Annotated in this window: 10 protein-coding genes; 3 read left to right on the top strand and 7 right to left on the bottom strand. The window is 72.0% G+C overall.

What is annotated here, in order from left to right:
• Positions 1 to 43: 43 nt before the first annotated feature.
• Positions 44 to 955, top strand: coding sequence for a class I SAM-dependent methyltransferase (locus ACWFRJ_RS06500; protein ID WP_453525121.1), 912 nt, complete (start codon positions 44 to 46; stop codon positions 953 to 955).
• Between the two features lie 71 nt (positions 956 to 1026).
• On the opposite strand, the gene ACWFRJ_RS06495 is transcribed toward ACWFRJ_RS06500, so the two are convergent.
• The 7 genes from ACWFRJ_RS06495 to ACWFRJ_RS06465 all read right to left on the bottom strand — a co-directional run bounded on the left by ACWFRJ_RS06495 (position 1027) and on the right by ACWFRJ_RS06465 (position 13271).
• Positions 1027 to 2208 carry a glycosyltransferase gene (locus ACWFRJ_RS06495; RefSeq protein WP_453525120.1) on the bottom strand — a complete coding sequence of 394 codons (1182 nt, stop codon included), beginning with the start codon at positions 2206 to 2208 and terminating at the stop codon, positions 1027 to 1029.
• Entirely contained in the window at positions 2205 to 5063 is a 2859-nt protein-coding gene (locus ACWFRJ_RS06490) for a CDP-glycerol glycerophosphotransferase family protein (RefSeq protein WP_453525119.1), read from the bottom strand. Before ACWFRJ_RS06490 ends, ACWFRJ_RS06495 begins: the two co-directional genes overlap by 4 nt.
• Positions 5060 to 8554, bottom strand: coding sequence for a bifunctional glycosyltransferase/CDP-glycerol:glycerophosphate glycerophosphotransferase (locus ACWFRJ_RS06485; protein ID WP_453525118.1), 3495 nt, complete (start codon positions 8552 to 8554; stop codon positions 5060 to 5062). The genes ACWFRJ_RS06490 and ACWFRJ_RS06485 overlap by 4 nt, the downstream gene beginning before the upstream one ends.
• A gap of 206 nt (positions 8555 to 8760) precedes the next feature.
• The gene (locus ACWFRJ_RS06480) at positions 8761 to 9591 is read right to left on the bottom strand and encodes a TylF/MycF/NovP-related O-methyltransferase (RefSeq protein WP_453525117.1); all 831 of its coding nucleotides are present in this window, start codon (positions 9589 to 9591) and stop codon (positions 8761 to 8763) included.
• Between the two features lie 55 nt (positions 9592 to 9646).
• Entirely contained in the window at positions 9647 to 10435 is a 789-nt protein-coding gene (locus ACWFRJ_RS06475; protein WP_453525116.1) for a class I SAM-dependent methyltransferase, read from the bottom strand.
• A 50-nt stretch (positions 10436 to 10485) separates the two neighbouring features.
• Positions 10486 to 11649 (bottom strand): acyltransferase family protein, encoded by a 1164-nt coding sequence (locus ACWFRJ_RS06470; RefSeq protein WP_453525115.1) that lies wholly within the window; start codon positions 11647 to 11649, stop codon positions 10486 to 10488.
• Complete coding sequence (locus tag ACWFRJ_RS06465) at positions 11646 to 13271, bottom strand: hypothetical protein (protein ID WP_453525114.1); 1626 nt, start codon at positions 13269 to 13271, stop codon at positions 11646 to 11648. Before ACWFRJ_RS06465 ends, ACWFRJ_RS06470 begins: the two co-directional genes overlap by 4 nt.
• A gap of 295 nt (positions 13272 to 13566) precedes the next feature.
• Here ACWFRJ_RS06465 and ACWFRJ_RS06460 point away from each other — a divergent pair, with 295 nt between their 5' ends.
• Positions 13567 to 14583, top strand: coding sequence for a hypothetical protein (locus ACWFRJ_RS06460; protein WP_453525113.1), 1017 nt, complete (start codon positions 13567 to 13569; stop codon positions 14581 to 14583).
• Entirely contained in the window at positions 14580 to 17405 is a 2826-nt protein-coding gene (locus tag ACWFRJ_RS06455) for a stealth conserved region 3 domain-containing protein (protein ID WP_453525112.1), read from the top strand. The genes ACWFRJ_RS06460 and ACWFRJ_RS06455 overlap by 4 nt, the downstream gene beginning before the upstream one ends.
• Positions 17406 to 17416: the final 11 nt, after the last annotated feature.

The following is a 17416-nucleotide window of genomic DNA, read 5'->3' as shown; positions in this document are numbered from 1 at the left end:
CCGCCGCACTGTCCTCCTCATCCCCCCACCTACGGGACCAGATATGCAGAACGCTTCAGCCTCCACAGCCACCAAGCCCGCCGACGCCCCCGGTCAGCTGCCGCGGCCACGCGGACTCTCCGATGTGAAGGGCTGGTTCCACCCGGTCGACCAGGTGCTCTTCGACTGGATCATGAGCAGGCAGCTGGACAGGGCCGAGCGGGGTGATCTGCTCGAGCTCGGCGCGTATCTGGGCAAGAGCGCCATCTTCATGGGCGCGTACCTGCGCGCGGAGGAGACCTTCACGGTCTGCGACCTCTTCGACTCGCCCGCCCCCGACGAGGCCAACTCCGCCGAGATGGGCCGCTCGTACGCCACGCTCACGCGCCGCGCCTTCGAGGCCAACTACCGCTCCTTCCACGAGGGGCTGCCGCAGATCGTCCAGGAGCCGTCCTCGGGGATCACCGCGCACGTGGAGGCGGACAGCTGCCGCTTCGTGCACATCGACGCCTCGCACCTGTACGAGCACGTCCACGCGGACATCGCCGCCGCCCGTGAGGTGCTCGGGCAGGACGGGATCGTCGTGCTCGACGACTTCCGGGCCGAGCACTGTCCGGGGGTAGCCGCGGCGACATGGGGCGCGGTGGCGAGCACGGGGCTCAAACCGCTCTGCATCACGGCCACGAAGTTCTACGGCACGTGGGGCGACTACGACGCGATCCACGCCGACCTCGCCGCGTTCCTGAAGGGGCGCGACGACATGTGGCACGGCGCCGAGGAGGTCGCGGGCCTCCCGATGATCCGCATCAGCGGCAAGAAGGCGACCCCGCCGGAGCAGCCGCCGTCACGCCACGCGGGCGAGGCGGCCCCGGAGCAGCAGACCCCGGCGCCCGCACCGTCCATGCCGACCACCGGGGCGGGGAGCAGGGCCAGGGGCCTGCTGTCGTCGCTGCTGGCCCGCTCGGGCCGTACCTGACGCCGGGTCCTCGCGCCCCGTAAGGGGCGCGGGGAACGGCGCGCCCAGCCCCCACCGACCCGCAGGAGCACTCACCGTTCAAGCAGCTCAAACAGCGCCTCCCAGCGCTCGAGCACCCGCGCCTGCGAGAACCGCTGCACGTTCATCCGGGCCCGTTCCCCCATCGCGTCCCGCAGCCGCGGGTTGCCGGTGAGGCGCAGGACGCGGTCGGCGAGGGCCTCGACGTCGCCGGCGGGGGCGAGAAGGCCGTCCTCGCCGTGGCGCACGATCTCGCGTACGCCCGGCGCGCAGTCGAACGCCGCGCACGGCACCGCGCTGGCCATGGCCTCCATCAGGGCCAGCGGAAACCCCTCGCCCCGCGAGGACTGCACGAAGAGGGAGCTCTCGGCAAGGACGCCCGGCACATCGCTGGTGCGACCCCGCCACTCCACCGAACCGTCGAGACCGAGCCGCGTGCACTGCCGTCTGAGGTCCGCCTCGTCCGCGCCCGCGCCATAGATCCGCAGCGTCCAGTCGGGCCGCTGCGGAGCCACAAGGGCCCAGGTGTCGACGAGCATGTCGACGCCCTTCTGGTCGGCGAGCCTGCCGATGCTGCACACCACCTTGCCCTCGCGCCGCGAAGGCACCGCGGGCAGGTGCGCGAGGGCGTTGGGCATCGCGCCGACGTTGTGCATGCCGTCGGCGATCCAGTCGTCGGCGTCCTCCTGGGTGAGGGCGAGCCAGCGGTCCACGGACGGGTAGCTGCGCTTGACCGCGCGGTAGCGGTGACAGGCACGGGTGTAGGCGTACGACTCATGGCTCATGCCGATGACGCGCAGGCCCGCGATGTCCGCCTCCCTGATCCACTCCATGGGCCAGACCTGCGTGACGATGGCGACCGCGCCGGGGCGTGCGGCACGGAAGAGCTCCGAGAGCCGGTCCACGACGCGGCGCTGGGCGGCGGCCCTCGCCGACTCGCGGCAGCGCGCCACCACGTTCAGGCGGCCGAGGCCGCGCGCCGGACGCGGGGTCGCGGGATGCTCGCCGTACAGGCTGGTCACGGGGTAGCCGAGGTCGTCGGGGAGCGCCAGTTTCAGCTCGGCCTCGTGGACGCCGATGACGTGCACCCGGTGGCCGTTGCCCTGGAAGAGCCGGGCCATCTGGTGGGCCCAGGCGGTGACGCCGCCGAGTTCGTCGACGGTGTTCGCGACGAGGAAGAGGTCGCGGCTCTTCGTCGTGCTCGGCCCGCTCGCGATCGTCGTCGTCGTGGTCATGCGTCGCCCCTCTTCTCCGTGCTTCCGAACCGCTCGCTGTTCCCGAACCGCTCACCGAAGAGCGCGTCCACCACGTCGGCCGCGGCCCGCCCCTTGTCGTACACGCCGAACCGCCCCGCGAACGCCCGCCGGGCCTGTGCCCACGCGCCGTCGGCCTGTTTCAGCGTGGCGAGCACGCGAAGGAGCTCCTCCTCCGTCTCGACGACGGGCCCGCCCGCGTCGTCCCGCAGCGCGAAGTAACTGCCCCGCTCGGCCGCGTACGCGTCGAGGTCGGGCGCGAAGTGCACCAACGGCCGGTCCAGGAGCGCGAAGTCGAACATGATCGAGGAGTAGTCGGTCACCAGGACGTCGGCGAGGCAGAGCAGCTCGCTCACGTCGTGGTGGGCCGAGACGTCGATGACGGTGCCGGGCGGGCACGCCGGGAGGCTGGCCGCCTCCATGTAGTGGGCGCGCACCAGGAGTACGTGGGTGTCGCCGAAGCGGGCCGCGAACCCCCGCACGTCCAGGGGCAGCCGCACCGGCCTGTTGCCCGAGGGCAGACCGCGGAACGTCGGCGCGTAGAGCACCACCGTCTTGTGGTCGGGGATGCCGAGGTCGGTGGCGACGGAGGGCCTCGGGAAGCGGCCCGACGACTCGTCGCGGGCGCGCGCGGCGACCAGGCGGTCGTTGCGCGGGTAGCCGCAGCGCAGCAGCCGTTCGTCGGAGATGCCGTAGGCGCGGGCCAGGGTGTTCACGTCGTGCTCGGAGCGCACCAGGAAGTGGTCGAAGCGGTCGACGGCCTCCTGGAGCCGCTCGCGCTGCGGGGCGTTCTGCGTCTTCAGGCGCGCCTCGTCGAAGCCCATCCGCTTGTACGCGGAGCCGTGCCAGGTCTGGAGATACGTGGTGTGGCGCGGCTTGGCGAGGGCGTGCGGGAAGCCCTGGTTGTCGATCCAGAACTCGGCGCGGCCCAGGGCCCACAGATAGCGCCAGGACCAACGGCGCACGAGACGGGCCGTGTCGGGGAATCCGTCGGGCGAGGCGGCGTACGACCAGGTGCAGCGCAGCCGGAGGCCACGGTCGAGGATCTCCTGGTGGACGGCGCGGGGGCTGTCGCCGTAGCACTTGCCGGTGTGGCTCTCGAAGACCACCGCGCCCTTGCTGACGGGGAGGCGCCGCAGCACACGGCGGTAGACGCGCAGCTTGAACGCCTTGCCGCTGAGCCTGTCCCACCTCTTGCGCAGGGCGCGCACCCGGAGCCTCAGCTTGCGCGCGGGGCGGAAGTGGGTGGCGTAGTGCAGTGCCGCGCGCACGGTGCGGGCGGCGCGGTGGCGGGGCGCGAGGCGCAGCTCCAGCCTGTTCCCGCCGGTGACGGTGATCCCGTGGCCCGTCCCCATCGCCCCCACCGCACCCACCGCACCCACCGTCTCCTGTTCGGCGACGAGTTCGGTGGTGATGTCCTGGCCGCCCGCGGCGAGTTGAAGCCGCGGCTCCCAGGCCCGGTCGCGGATGCCGAGGTCCCGCAGCGCGGCGGTGAGTTCCACCGTGGCGCGCCAGACGACGGCGCCGCCGTCGTAGTGCACTTCCTCCACGGGTACGCGGAAGCCGCGCCGTTTCGTGTTCGTGCCGCGCACCCGCACGTCGAGCCAGGCGGTGAGCGGCGGCCGGTCGGGCACCAGACCGCCGGGCAGGACGACCTTCCCTTCGAGGACCGCCCTGCCGCCCTTCACGGCGCATCTGGTGAGGCGGTTCAGGAGACGCACGTCGCCCAACCCCCTGTGCTGGTGGCCGAGTTCACTGACGTCGAGCATTTCTCGTACGCGAGGGTCGTCGAGTCCGTCCGCGCGCCAGTAGACCTTCCCCTCCCACTCGGTCAGCTCCGACACGACGGTGCCGGGCCGTCCAAGGGCGTACGCGGCAGCGAGCACGCCGTCCGTGTCGCACTCGGCGAGCAGCCGCACGCACACCCGCTCCACGGGTTCGAGGGCGTCCAGGGCGCGGGTGTCCGCCCGGGCTTCGAGGTGCGGGGCGAGTTCGGCCGTGGCCCGGCGCCGGTCCGCCGCGGTGAGCTGCGGGAACGTACGGGCGCAGGGCAGTACGTGATCGGTGAGGAAGGCCCGTTCGCGCCGGTCGCACAGGTCGAGGCGGCCCAGGGTGATGAGGAGGGCCGCGACGCGGTCGTTGGCCTCGGCGAGTGCGGGGGTCTCGCGGGCGTGATCGGGCTCGGCGCGGTGGGTGGTGATGAGGTTCGGTACGAGGGTGATGCCGCGCGCCGCGAGGACGGCCTCGACGCCGAAGAGGACCTCGCTGTGCACGAGGTCATCCGCGTACCTCAGGCGCGCCGCGTGGAGGAAGTCCCTGCGGACGCAGAACCCGGTGACCAGGGAGTCCCTGGCGACGAGTTCGGGGACGTCTGCGAGGTTCTCCACGCTCCTCGTCCGCGCGTGCAGTTGAGGATGCCAGCCGGGGCCCCGCTGCTTCTTGCCGCCTGCCGTGAGCCGCGTCCAGCGCCCCGCCACCAGGTCGGCCCCTGTGGTGCGCGCGGCGTCGAAGAGGTTGCGGCAGGCGTGCCGTTCCAGGAGTTCGCCCTCGCCGAGCACGATGACGTACCGCCCGCGTGCCGCGTCGAGCCCGAGGTTCCGCGACGCGGCCACGGACATCGGGCCCCCGGCACGGACCAGGCGCACCCGGTGCGGCTGATCGGCGGCGAGCGCCTGTGCCGCCTCCCGGGCGGGTCCGTCCGCACCGGGGTCGACGACGACCGCCTCGACGTTGCCCATCGTCTGGTCGAGCACGGACCGCACCGAATGTTCGAGCGCGTCGGTGTCCGGGCCCGCGACCACGACACAGCTGACGTCGTGCAGTTCCGGCGTCCTCATGCGCGGCCTCCCTCAAGCATGGCGTCCACGACTCCGGCGGCCGCGTTCCCGTCGTCCAGATCGCAGAAGACCTCGCGGAACCTGTCGTACGCGTCGGCGTACGCGGCGGTGGCTGCCTGCGGGTCGCGCAGCGCGGCGATCACCTCGTCGCTGGTGGCGAGCAGCGGTCCCGGCGCCTGGGCCGCGAAGTCGAAGCAGAAGCCGCGCAGGGTGTCGCGGTAGTGGTCGATGTCGTAGGTGTGGAAGAGCATCGGGCGGCCGGTCTGCGCGAAGTCGAACATCAGGGACGAGTAGTCCGTCACCAGGACGTCGCTGATCAGGAGCAGTTCGCTGACGTCCGGGTGACGGGTGACGTCGCGCACGAAGTCCGAGCCGGGGACGGCGCCGCCGACGAGGTAGTGCCTGCGGACGAGGAGCACGTGGTCGTCGCCGATGGCGCGTCGGGCGGCGTCGAGGTCGAGCTGGAGGTCGAGGCCGTAGCGGCCCGCCTGCTTGGGCTGGTTCTCGCGCCAGGTGGGCGCGTACAGGACGACGCGGCTGCCCTCGGGGATGCCGAGCCGCTCGCGCACGGAGGCGGCGACCTTCGCGCGGTCGGGGGCGTGCAGCAGGTCGTTGCGCGGATAGCCGCGTTCCAGGACCTCTCCGGTGTAGCCGAAGGCGCGGCGCAGGACGGGCGTCGAGAAGCGGTTCGGCGAGACGAGCACGCTCCACTGGGCCGCGCGTCCGGGCAGGGTGTCCATGTAGGCACGGTCTCCGGACGAGCGGCCCGCGAGGTCGAGGCCGATGCGCTTGAGCGGGGTGCCGTGCCAGGTCTGTACGACGTACTGGCCATCCGCCCGCTCGAACCACTCGGGCAGCTGGGTGTTGGTGACGATGTAGCGGCAGCGGGCGAGGGCGTCGAACCACTCGGCGCTCCACAGGGCGACGGGCGTGGCGCTCCCGGGCAGCGCCACCTGCTGGTCGCGGACCACCCACAGGTGTTCGAGGTCGGCGCCCTTGGCGACCAGGTGCTCGTGCACGGCGCGGGGCGAGTCCGAGTACTGCCGTCCGTCGAAGCTGCAGTACAGGACGGCGTCCCGCAGTTGCTCGCCGCGCCGCTCCGCGTACACCTCGCGCAGGCGGCGCTGGCGCGGGCCGCCACGGTCGGCCATGGGGAGCGCGGAGCCCGCGCGCAGATGGAGGCCGTCGTGGGCGTGGCGCTTCAGGCTGATGTCACGGCCCGACCGGGTGCGTACGAGCGGGAGTTCACCGCTCATGCCCGGCGCCACGCACACCGGGGTGTACTGCTCGGGGTCGCTCTCGCCCGGCTCGCGCAGGAAGAGGTTCCAGCGTCCTTCGGCGAGGGGCAGGGTGCCGCCGGGGCCCGGCACGGCCTCGGGGCGCAGCGTCGCGGTGAACCGGCCGCCCTCGATCCGTACCGGCGTCACGGCCTCGTCGCCGTGCCCGCCGTGGACGAGGACGAGCTCCCCCGCGCGGGCCGCCGTGTCGGGGTGGCTGCCCTCGATGAGCAGTTCGTCGTCCCAGGTCACGCTGTCGACGAGCGGCCGTACGGTCTGGTCGCGCAGCTCCAGGTTGCCCGACGCGTTGGCGAGGACGAGGAGTTCACGCCCCGGCAGCAGGCCGTAGCGCCCCGGCGGCACATCGGGGCGGGCGGCGAGCGGTGTGCGGCCGCCGCCCTCGCGGACGAGCGCGACGCCCCAGGGCTCGGCCTTGCGCGGCCGGCCTGTGCGCGCGTCCGCACCGGCGTGGAAGAGGCCGAGCGGCACATCGGCGCTGAATTCGCGGCCGTTGACCAGGGCCTTGGCGTAGTGCGCCTCCTTGGTGTGCCAGTTCTCGATGCGCAGGGCGTCGACGGCTTGCGACTCCCCCGGGGCGAGCCTGCCGTGCAGCCGTACGACACCGCCGCATCCCTCGTGCGCGACGAGCCGCGCCGCCACCCGCTCCGTACGCAGCCGCAGGCGCCCCTTGCTGAGGGTGACGGCCACCCGCAGGAACTCCTCCAGATACCGCACGGGAAGCCGCGGCGCCGCGCTCGTGCGCACCGGGCCCGTGCGCGGCAGGAGCCCGCTGACCACGCCCATCTCCACCTTCCAGGTGGTGCTGCGCGCCTTGGTGACGGTCCTGCGGGGGTCGATGACCGTCTCGAACCCCGACCGGTCGTAGCTGTGCAGGCCCTGCTTGGAGCGGTACGTCGCCTCGCGCGCCCGCACCGTGCGCAGCTTCAGCGGAAGGACGCGCCGCCGCCCTGCCCGCAGCCAGGCGACCCTGGCGCGCGCCCCGATCCGCCCGGCGGGCAGGTTGGGGATGTAGGCGTAGCCCTTGAGCCGCAGCTTGCCCTGCTCGTCCCAGGCGGCGTGCGTGAGTTCCGCCGTGAGCGGCAGGTCGGAGCGTTTCAGGGCGACGGTCTCGCGCGGCAGGCTTCCGACCCCGGGGAAGTCGGCCCGGCGTGCGCGCAGGCCGCGGACGCGGAAGGCGCCGGGGTGGGACTTCTCGAACGCCATGAAGGTGAGGAGTTCGGTGACCCGGCACTGGCGGATGAGCTGCCAGCGCACGCGCAGCGGGAGCGGCAGCGCGGCGAGCACCGCGGGGTCGACGGTGTCGACGAAGGCGTTGGCCTGCTCCATGAAGGCGTCGTGGTACGTGGCGTCGCCGTGCGGCAGGGCCTCCATGAACAGCCACAGATCCCCGGCGAGCACGGTCGCGTCGTAGCGCCGCTTGGCGCGGGCGAAGACCTTCGCGCGCGGTGTGCCCGCCGCCTCCGTGGTCTTCGCCGCGAGGAATCCGCTGGCCGCGAGGACGGCGGCCGTGCGGTCGCGGACGGCGCGGGGCTTGGCGCGCCGGGTCGTGATGGAGCCGTCGCGGTCGCGCCAGAGGTAGACGGGCTCCTTCAGTACGTCGACGGACTCGGCGAGGAAGTGGGCGGGGATCATGACGGGGGTGTCCTCGAACAGCACGCCCTCGGGGAAGACGAACGCGTGCCGGTCCCAGAAGTCCCTGCGGAAGACCTTGTTGCAGGCGATGCGGTCGCCGAGCAGGTCCCAGTCGCGGGTGACGTGCGTGCCGCTGCGGTCGCTCTCCATCACCTTGCGGAACATCGGCGACTGCTCGCTCCTGTCGCCGGAGCGCAGCCGGTGGACGTTGCCGGTGACGAAGTCGGATCCTGACTTCTCCAGTGCCGCGAGCATCCGCTCGTACGCGTCCAGCGGTACGACGTCGTCGCTGTCGACGAACGCCAGGTGTGTCCCCCGCGCCTCGCGCACCCCCGCGTTGCGGGCCGCCCCGAGTCCCGCGTTCTCCTGCTCGACGAGCCTGAATCTGCCGTCCCCGGCGGCGAACTCGCGGGCGATGCGCGCACTCCCGTCGGTGGAACCGTCGTTGACCATGACGACTTCGAGATCCGGCATGGTCTGCTCGGCCAGTGACCGAAGACAGGGGCCGAGGAACTCCTCGACGTTGTAGACGGGGACGACGACGGCGAGTCGGGGTGTCATGCGCTGCGCACATTCCTTCCGGAGTACTGACGGGCACGGCTGCGCGTCCTGCGGGGGGCCACCCGGTTAACAACCACCGTCCTTCTGGGTCACCCGCGCAGGGCCATTCGAGTGATCACGCCAGAGGCCCCGCGCCCGGCAGCTCGGGGCTGCCGGACACAGGGCCCGCTCAAGTACTCGCCGCATACAGTTGGTTGACTCCCGGGTCAGGGCTTGACGGCGATGCGTCCCTCGTCCATGCGCAGGAGCAGCAGCCTCTCGCCGGTCTTGTCCATGAACTCGTCGACCGCCTGGCGCGATCCCTGCCAGTAGCCGTAGTCGTCGATGAGCAGGACGCCGCCGCTGACCAACCTCGAGTACAGCTCTTCGAGTTCGTGCTTGGTCGAGGCGTACCAGTCGGTGTCCAGGCGCAGGACGGAGATCTGTTCGGGCGCCTCGCGCGGGATGGTCTCCTCGACCATTCCCCGTACGTAGTGCACGCGCTCCTTGGGGTAAGGCACCTTCTCGAAGCCCGACTTGACGTCGTCGAGAGAGGCGACCGCCCAGATCGGACGGTCCTTGCCCTGCACCTTGAGCAGTTCCTCGGCGGACTTGCCGTCCAGGCGCAGGTCCTCCTCGGTGGGCGGGGTCATGCCCTCGTAGGTGTCGAAGAGGTACAGGTCGCGCCCGGTCTCCCCGGCGGCGAGCAGCGCCTTCGCGCAGGCCTGCATCGAACCGCCGCGCCACACACCGCACTCGACGATGTCGCCGGGGATGTTGTGCCGGACGACGTGCCGGGTCGCCAGGATGAAGGCGTTCAGACGTTCGGGGGAGGTCATCGTGTACGGCTTCACCGCACGGATGATGTCCTTCGCCTCGTCGTCGTAGTCGGCGGGGAGGTTCAGGGCCTTCGGCTTGGGCTGGGGCTTCGGCTTCGACGCCGGGGTGGGCTTCGGCGCCGGGGCCACCGCCGAGCGCGGGGCCGGTACGGGCTTGCGCGTCAGCTGGTATCCGGTCAATTGCTTCAGTGCGCCATTCACAGCGCGTCGCCATGCCATGGAAGCGGACAGTACGCCCATCTCGTTCTTGATGTCACATTTCGTCAACATGGGTTCATCGGGCGTCATTTGTTGTCGAAATGGACTGTGCAGGCTGTACGGGCTTCTCCGGCTGTACGGGCTTCTCCGGCTGCTCGTCCACCGAGCGCGGCGCCACCACCGTCTTCGGCCTGCCGCAGTGCGCGCGGCCCTCGATGGGCTCGGGCAGCGGTACGCCGTCGACCCCGCCGATCCTGTTCGCCCACCACGTGGTCGTGCCCCGCACGAAGGCCATGGTGAGACCCGGATAGTTCTTGGGGCGCTGGAAGACACCCACGGAGTCGCCCCAGTAGGCGTGCTTGGCGTCGATGCTTCCGTAGGCGTGGCGGATGCCCTTCATGGGCGGGAAGTCCGTGTAGGCCTCGCGGAGTTCGAGCCTGCTGTACGCGGCCATGGCGCGGAACCCGTCGGGGTAGTAGCGCCAGCAGTCCTGCGCGTCGTGCACGTGGCCGCGCGAGGGCGCCGTCACGAAGGCGATGCCCTGCGGCTTCAGGACGCGGGCGATCTCGAGCACCGTCGCCCAGAAGAAGGGGATGTGCTCGAACGCCTGCCCGGAGATGACGAAGTCGGCGCTGCGGGACTTCACGGGGATGCGGTACGGCTTCGTCATCACCGCGTCGACGTTGCGTCCTTCGAGCACGTCGACGCCCACGTACTCCGTGTCGCGCCCTTCGAGCAGGGCCTTGTGGGTGCGGGTCTGCCCGTCGGAGACCCGGGCGCCGAGATCGACCACCCGATGGCGCTTCCCCGTGGGCATGTACCGCTCCACACAGAGTTCCATCTGTTCGTACGCGGACTGGTGCACGTCTCCTCCTACATGAGCCTCAACGGGGATCTTCTCTGCAATAGCTGCATTTACCGCGTACCGACACAGCGGCGCCAACTGTCCGGAGTGCGCCGGGCGCACCACTTCCGCGCGGGTTCCTCGACGTACGTGAACATCGCCCAGGACAGCGCGACCACGGCGACCGCGACGCCCAGGAGCGTGAACAGCGCGGAGTTCTCCGGCTGCGGGCGGCCCCAGGTGTCGAGGATCAGGCGGTTGAGGGTCTGGTGCAGCAGATAGAAGGCGTACGACCAGAGCCCGAGCAGCACCATCGGGCGTGAGCAGAGCCAGCCGCGCCGCCCGGTCAGCTCGCGCTGGACGTAGGCGGCGATGAAGAGGACGGAGAAGAGCGCGGCGAACGGCCGCAGGGTCCACAGGAGTTGCTCGGCCACTTGCGGTCCGAACCAGGTCGTGCGGTGGCAGTACAGGACGGCGTACGCGGCGAGGCAGGCGAGCAGCGCGGGCGGGTCGATCCGGAAGCGGTACCCCCGGCGCAGGGCGAGCGCGCAGGCCATCCCGACGCCGAACTCGGGGAGCCTGCTCACCGGGTTGCGCATGATCCACTCGCTCGCGAAGGGCGAGAGATGCACGGCCGTCCACCATTTGACCAGCCACATGGCAAGGAGCCCGCCGCCCGCGAGCAGGGCGAGGGTGCGGGTGCGCAGGCGCAGGGCGCCGCGGATCGCGAACGGGAAGAGGACGTAGAAGAAGGCCTCGACGCTGAGCGTCCAGGCGACGCCGTTGCCGGGGAGCGTCGGCACGACACCGGGGAACCAGGTCTGTACGAGGAAGAGCGAGGCGACGAAGCTGAAGTCGTCCGTCGGCACACCGCCCCAGAGGTAGAAGACCCAGATGCAGGGGATGGTCGCGACCAGGTGGGCGGGCAGGATGCGCCCGGCCCGACGCCAGTAGAAGAGGCGGGCGAGCGTGCCGGTCCTGTGCCCCCAGGTCAGCAGGAAGCCGGAGAGCACGAAGAAGAACCCCACGCCGTTCGCGCCGAGCGTCGAGTACGGGAAGAGCAGCGGCGCGTGGGCGACGCCGCCCTGGGCGCTGAGCCCGGTGAAGTGGTGCACGAACACCGCGAAGGCGGCGATGAAGCGCATCCCGGTGAGGGAGTCGACCCGGGGTGCGGGCTCGGCGGCGGTGGGGAGTTCGGGGAGCGGGCGGGTCTGGCGCGGGAGAGCTGTCGTCATGCGGGGGACCCCTCTCCGGCGCGCAGGGTCGGACCGCACCCTGCCGGGCGCATCTCGGCGACCATGTCGTCCAGGGCCGGGCGGACGCGTTCGCGCACCGCGGTGATCCGGGCCGGGTCCTTCACCGCGTTCGCCCGGACGAAGTCGCCGCCGTTGCCCTCGATGTAGAGGGGTACGTAGCCCGCGGCTGCCAGGAGCGGCGGGGTCAGGCCCGATTTCCGGGTCCAGGCGGCGTGGACGTGGAGGAGTTCGGGGCGCACCTCGTTCAGTACGTAGTCGCGCAGGGCGGCGGTGTCGGCAGCGGCGTACGTGTCGGCGACTCGGCGATCGGTCAGGCCCGCGAGGTCCACGACGCGCAGGCGCGAGGTGAGCAGGGTGCCGCCCAGGTCGGGCAGGGCGACGGTGGCGTCGCGCAGGCCGAGGTGGCGGGCGTACGCGTTGAAGGTCTCGCCGTAGCGCTCGGCCACGAAGCACATGGACACGGTCGGGCGGTGGACGAACCTCCGGTCCTGCGCGGCCTGTCCGGTGACCGAGAGCAGCAGGGCGCCGACGAGGGCGCAGCCGATGAGGACGCGCGCGCGCACGCCGGAACGTTCCGCCTGCTCTCCCTGCCAGACGGCGACCGTGGCCAGCGCGAGCGCCGTCGCCGCCAGCACCCACACCGGGGTCGCGAAGCGGTACAGCTTCATCCAGTCCCGGCCGAGCACGCCGTACGCGAGGAGGGTCAGGGCGAGGGGGACGAGCAGCGCCGTCAGGGCACGGCGTGCCGGTCCTTCGCGGGCGAGCGCGAGGCCGGCGCAGGCCGCGCCGATCAGGGCGAGCGCCCAGCCGCCGTAGGTCAGCAGCTCTCCCGCCGAGGACAGTTGGGCGAGCTGCGGGGGCTTCTGGGACTTGGCGACCGCCGTGTTGGGGACCCAGAGTCCGAAGGACGCGCGCCGCCAGAGCAGGAACGCGGCGTACGGCAACGCGAACGTGCCGCAGCTCAGGGCCACCGCACGCGCGGCACGCGCGAGGTGGTCCCGGCGCAGGAAGAGCAGCACGGTCACGGGGTAGGCCGCCGCGAGTACCGCGCCGTCGGGGCGGGTCAGCGCGGCGAGCAGGGCGAGGGCGCCCGCGCTCACGGCGACGGTGGGCCGCAGCAGGGTGCCGCGCACGGCGGCCCGGACGAGGAGCGCCCCGGTCGCTGCGGCGGTCAGCGCGTACAGCGGGTTCTCAAGTCCCGAGAAGGACCAGGCCACGTACGACAGGTTGGCGGCGAGGATGCCGCCGGCGAGCAGCGTCACCATCCAGGCCCGGCCCGGAAGCACGGCCCGCGCCGCCACGGCCACGCAGGCGAGCACGCCCGCCGTGCAGAGCAGCGCGAGGGCCTTGGGGTAGAGCACCAGGTCGCTGACGCCGAGGAGCGCGCCGTGGTCGAAGAGGCCGAGCCTGCGGCCGATGACCAGCAGGGCGAGCCAGGAGGGGTTGGAGTACCCCTCGACGGGGTCGGCGCCCGGCTGCTGCACGGGGCCAAGGCCCTCGTCGATGCTGCGGGCGTAGGCGAAGGTGATGGCCGCGTCGTCGACGATCCACTGGCCGAGCGAGCTCGCGCGCCAGGTGACCAGGAGGGTCGTGAGCGCCACGGCCGCGGGGTCGGCCCAGCGGCGGCACAGGGCGAGTGCGCGTGGCGGGTGAGCCGGAGACAGGTGTGCCGGAGAGGGGGCTTCGGCAGGCGGTACGGATGGTTCCTTACGGCGCTGGAACTGCGCGAGAGAAATAACCATTAAGGGGCATAACACCACAACTCGCCTCGGGTTACGGTCTCATCCGCCAGCCGGGTGACCCGTACGCGGCCTCGCCCCGCACCGGAGCGAACAACGGGCACATCGGAGCGAACAGCGGGCAAAGTAGACCAATGCACCACATTGGGTTCACGCCATGACCCCGGCTCTGCCACCCGCCGTGCGGCGGCTCCTCGCCACCGCGAGGACCACGCGCTTCCGCGCGGAACGCGCCGCGGCGGGGCGGGTCGGCGGCCGGTCCGGGGGCGGCGGGGCGCAGGCGCTCCTGGCTCCCGTGCACCTGTCGATCCGGGACAGCCGCACGCTCAACCTCGCCGTCGCCGTCCTGCCCGACGAACAGGTGGAGCGGGCACATCTGGTCGTCTCGCGCGGCCACCGCCGGTTCCGGATCCCGCTCGCCTTCGAACAGCACGCCCACGGGGGGCTGCTGCTCGCCGGGACGGCAACGTTGCGCGACGTACTCGACGTACCCGACGCACCCGACGCACCCGGCAGAGAGGCCGTGTCCGCCCGCCCGCGTCTCGGCGAAGGCGTCTGGCGGCTCACCGTCGTCACCGCCGATGCCCGCGGGCGCGAGCTGCGGCGCGGCATCGGCATCGACGGGGACACCGAACTGCCGCCCACGCCCACCCTCCTGCACGCCCCCGACCCCCGCACCGGCACGCTCATCCGCGTCGTCCGGTGCCGCAGCGGGCGCGCGGTGCTTCAAGTGACCCGGTCCAAGCCCCGCGCCGAGCTCCTGCGGTTCGTGCCCGGCGGCGACGGCATCACCGTGCACGGGCGGCTCGTCATGGCGGGCGACCGGCGGCGGTGGCGGGCGAAGGCCGTGCGGCGTCGGGACGGCGTCACCGTGCCCGTCGGGGCGGTGTGGGACGGCGCCGGTTTCAGCTTCCGGCTGCCCCTGGGGGAGATGGCAGGGGCGAGCCCGGGGCAGTGGGTGTGGGACTTCCACGTGGAGACGGAGAGCCGCGGCACCGCCCCGCTCCCCCTCGGGCGATGGCTCTCCGACGTACGCGACCCCTCGGCCGCCTGCCCCACCCCCTTCCGTGTCTTCGCCCTGCCGGGCGGCGCCCTGGTCCGCGCCCACGCCCACTTCACCAAGTCCGGCGCCTTCGCCCTGACGTGCTGGGACATCTCGAAGGAGACCTCATGAAAATCACGTACCTCCTCGGCTGGGGCGACGAGATGGGCGGCACCGAGCTGGCCACCTACACCCAGGCGCAGCACCTCGCCGACCGGCACGAAGTCGAGGTCATCTCCGTCTTCCGGACCCGCCCCGAGCCCTTCTTCCCCGAGGCCAGCAGCCTCCCCGTCCGCTATCTCGTCGACCGCACGGCGACCCCCGAACGTCCGGTGCGCGCGTCGCGCCTCGACGAGGCCGCCTGCCGCACCCTCGCCGCGCTGCCCAGCGAACTGATCAAGCCCTCCTGGGAGTCCGCCTTCGACCGCCTCTCCGACGTCGAGATGGCCGCCGCCCTGACCACCCTGGACACCGATGTCCTGGTCACCACGACGCCCGCCCTGATGGCCGCCGCCGTCGGACTCGTCCCGGCCACGGTCGTCACCGTGCACCAGGAGCACCGCCCCACACAGCGCCGCGGCCCCTCCGGCGAACCCCTGCTCCTGCACGCGCCGCGCCTGGACGCCCTTGTCACCCTCACCGAGCGCACCCGCGACTGGATCGCGGAGTCCCTCGGCGCCACCGCCCCCGAGCTCGCGGTCATCCCGAACGCCGTGCCCGACGGCTTCCGGCCCCGCGCCGACGGCGAGAGCAAGGTCATCGTCATGGCCGCGCGCCTGACCGGCGAGAAGCGCGTCGACCACGCAGTGCGGGCCTTCGCCGAGATCGCCGACGCCTACCCCGACTGGACCCTGCGCGTCTTCGGCGGCGGCCACCGCGAGCAGCAGCTGCGCCGCCTGGTCGACGGCTTCGGGCTCCAGGACCGCATCGAACTCCTCGGCCCCTGCCAGGACATGGCCGCCGAGTGGGCCAAGGCGGGGCTCACCCTGATGACCGCAGGGCACAACGAGGCGTTCCCGCTCGTGCTGCTCGAAGCGCTCGCCGCGGGGGTGCCCGTCGTGGCGTACGACGTCCTGACCGGGCCCGCCGAGATCGTCAGGCACCGCGTCGACGGGCTGCTCGTACCGCCCGGTGAGATCCATGAACTGGCCGCCGCCATGAGCGAGTTGATGGGCGACCCGGAGACCAGGCGCACCTACGCCCACGCCGCCCGCGAAGGCGTATACGCCCGCTTCTCCTCCACCGACGTCACCGCGCGCTGGCAGGAGCTGTACTCGCGGCTCGTGGCCCGGCGCGACGCCCCCGAGCGGCTCGACGACCGCGCGGACCGGGTGGCGCTCGGCGTCGCGTCCGGCGGATGCGGATTCCGCCCGACCACGCCGTACACCCTGGACGCCGCGCCCGGCGTCGAGGAGCGGGCCCGCGAGGACGAGATCATCGCCGCCGACACCAGCGGCATCCTCATCCGCTCGGTGGGCCGCCTCGCCGAGCGCCGCGACGACGTCCTCGCGCCCGACATGACCGACTGGAACCTCGAACTCACCGCGACCGCCCTGGAGTCGGAGGACATCCCTTACGTCCTCGTCCGCACGTCAGGCACCACGCACACCCTCGCCGTGGCCGACGACGAACGCGACGGCGCGCTCAAGGCGCTCGCCGAGTCCCTGCACGGCCAGCCCGTCTACGCCGAGCTGATCCATCCGCGCGACGCCGCACCCGGAGTCGTACTCGCCGAGCGTCTCGACGGCATCGGCGAGGTCGCGGGCGTCAAGATCTTCAAGCCGGTGACCACGACGACGCTCTCCCTGCGGCACGGCGTAGGGCAGTCCTGCACGGTGGCGTTCTGGCCACGGGTCCCGGACGGAGGGACCGACGCCCGGCGCGCGCCCTTCGGCAGCACCCTCGCCGGATCCGAGCTGCCCTCCCTCTCCCCCACCGCCACCCTCCGCGTCGCCGACCGCACGTACCCGACCCTCGACGTCTTCTCCCAACTCCTCATCGGCGACGTGGACTTCCCGATCGACGCGGTCTACACCTGGGTCGACGACTCCGACCCCGAATGGCACGCCCGCCGCAAGGCGGCACTCGGCCGCCCCGACGACGAGTCGTCGCCGGACCACGGCGCCGTCCGCTTCCGCAACCGCGACGAGCTGCGCTACTCACTGCGCTCCCTGGCGATGAACGCGCCCTGGATCCGGCACATCTACCTCGTCACGGCGGGCCAGACCCCGTCCTGGCTGAACGGGGCCCACCCGGGCATCACGGTCATCGACCACCGCGACCTGTTCGCCGACCCGGACACCGCGCTCCCCACCTTCAACTCCCACTCCATCGAGAGCCAACTGCACCGCATCGAGGGCCTGTCGGAGCACTTCCTCTACCTCAACGACGACATGTTCCTCGGCCGCCCCACCACCCCGGAGACCTTCTTCCTCAGCTCGGGCACCTCCCGCTTCTTCTGGTCGTCGGCGTCCGTGCCCGCGCTGCCCGTCTCACCGGACGACGAGGGCTATCTGGCAGCGGCGAAGAACAACCGGGAACTGCTGCGGCGGGAGTTCGGCAGGACGACGACGCACAGCTTCTTCCACGCGCCCTACGCCCTGCACCGCAGCGTCCTCGCTGAGCTCACCGAACGCTTCTCCGACGAGCTCGGCGCCACAGCGCGCAGCCGCTTCCGCTCGAACAGCGACCTGGCCCTGGTGTCGTCCCTGCACCACCACTACGCCTACCTCACCGGGCGCGCGGTACCTGCGGGCATCTCCTACGACTTCGTCGACATCGGGAGCCGCGCCGATCACTCACGTCTTGGCCAGCTGCTCCAGGGCCGCAACAAGACGGCGTTCTGCATCGGCGAGTCCCCGGACAGCGAGCTCGCCGACGAGGAGATGGCCCTTGCCATGCGCTCGTTCCTGACGGCGTACTTCCCGGTCCGCTCGCCCTACGAGCGGGGCTGACCGACCACGAG

It is taken from the genome of Streptomyces sp. NPDC055239 (assembly GCF_053606205.1).
This window is presented reverse-complemented; position numbering and strand designations above follow the sequence as displayed.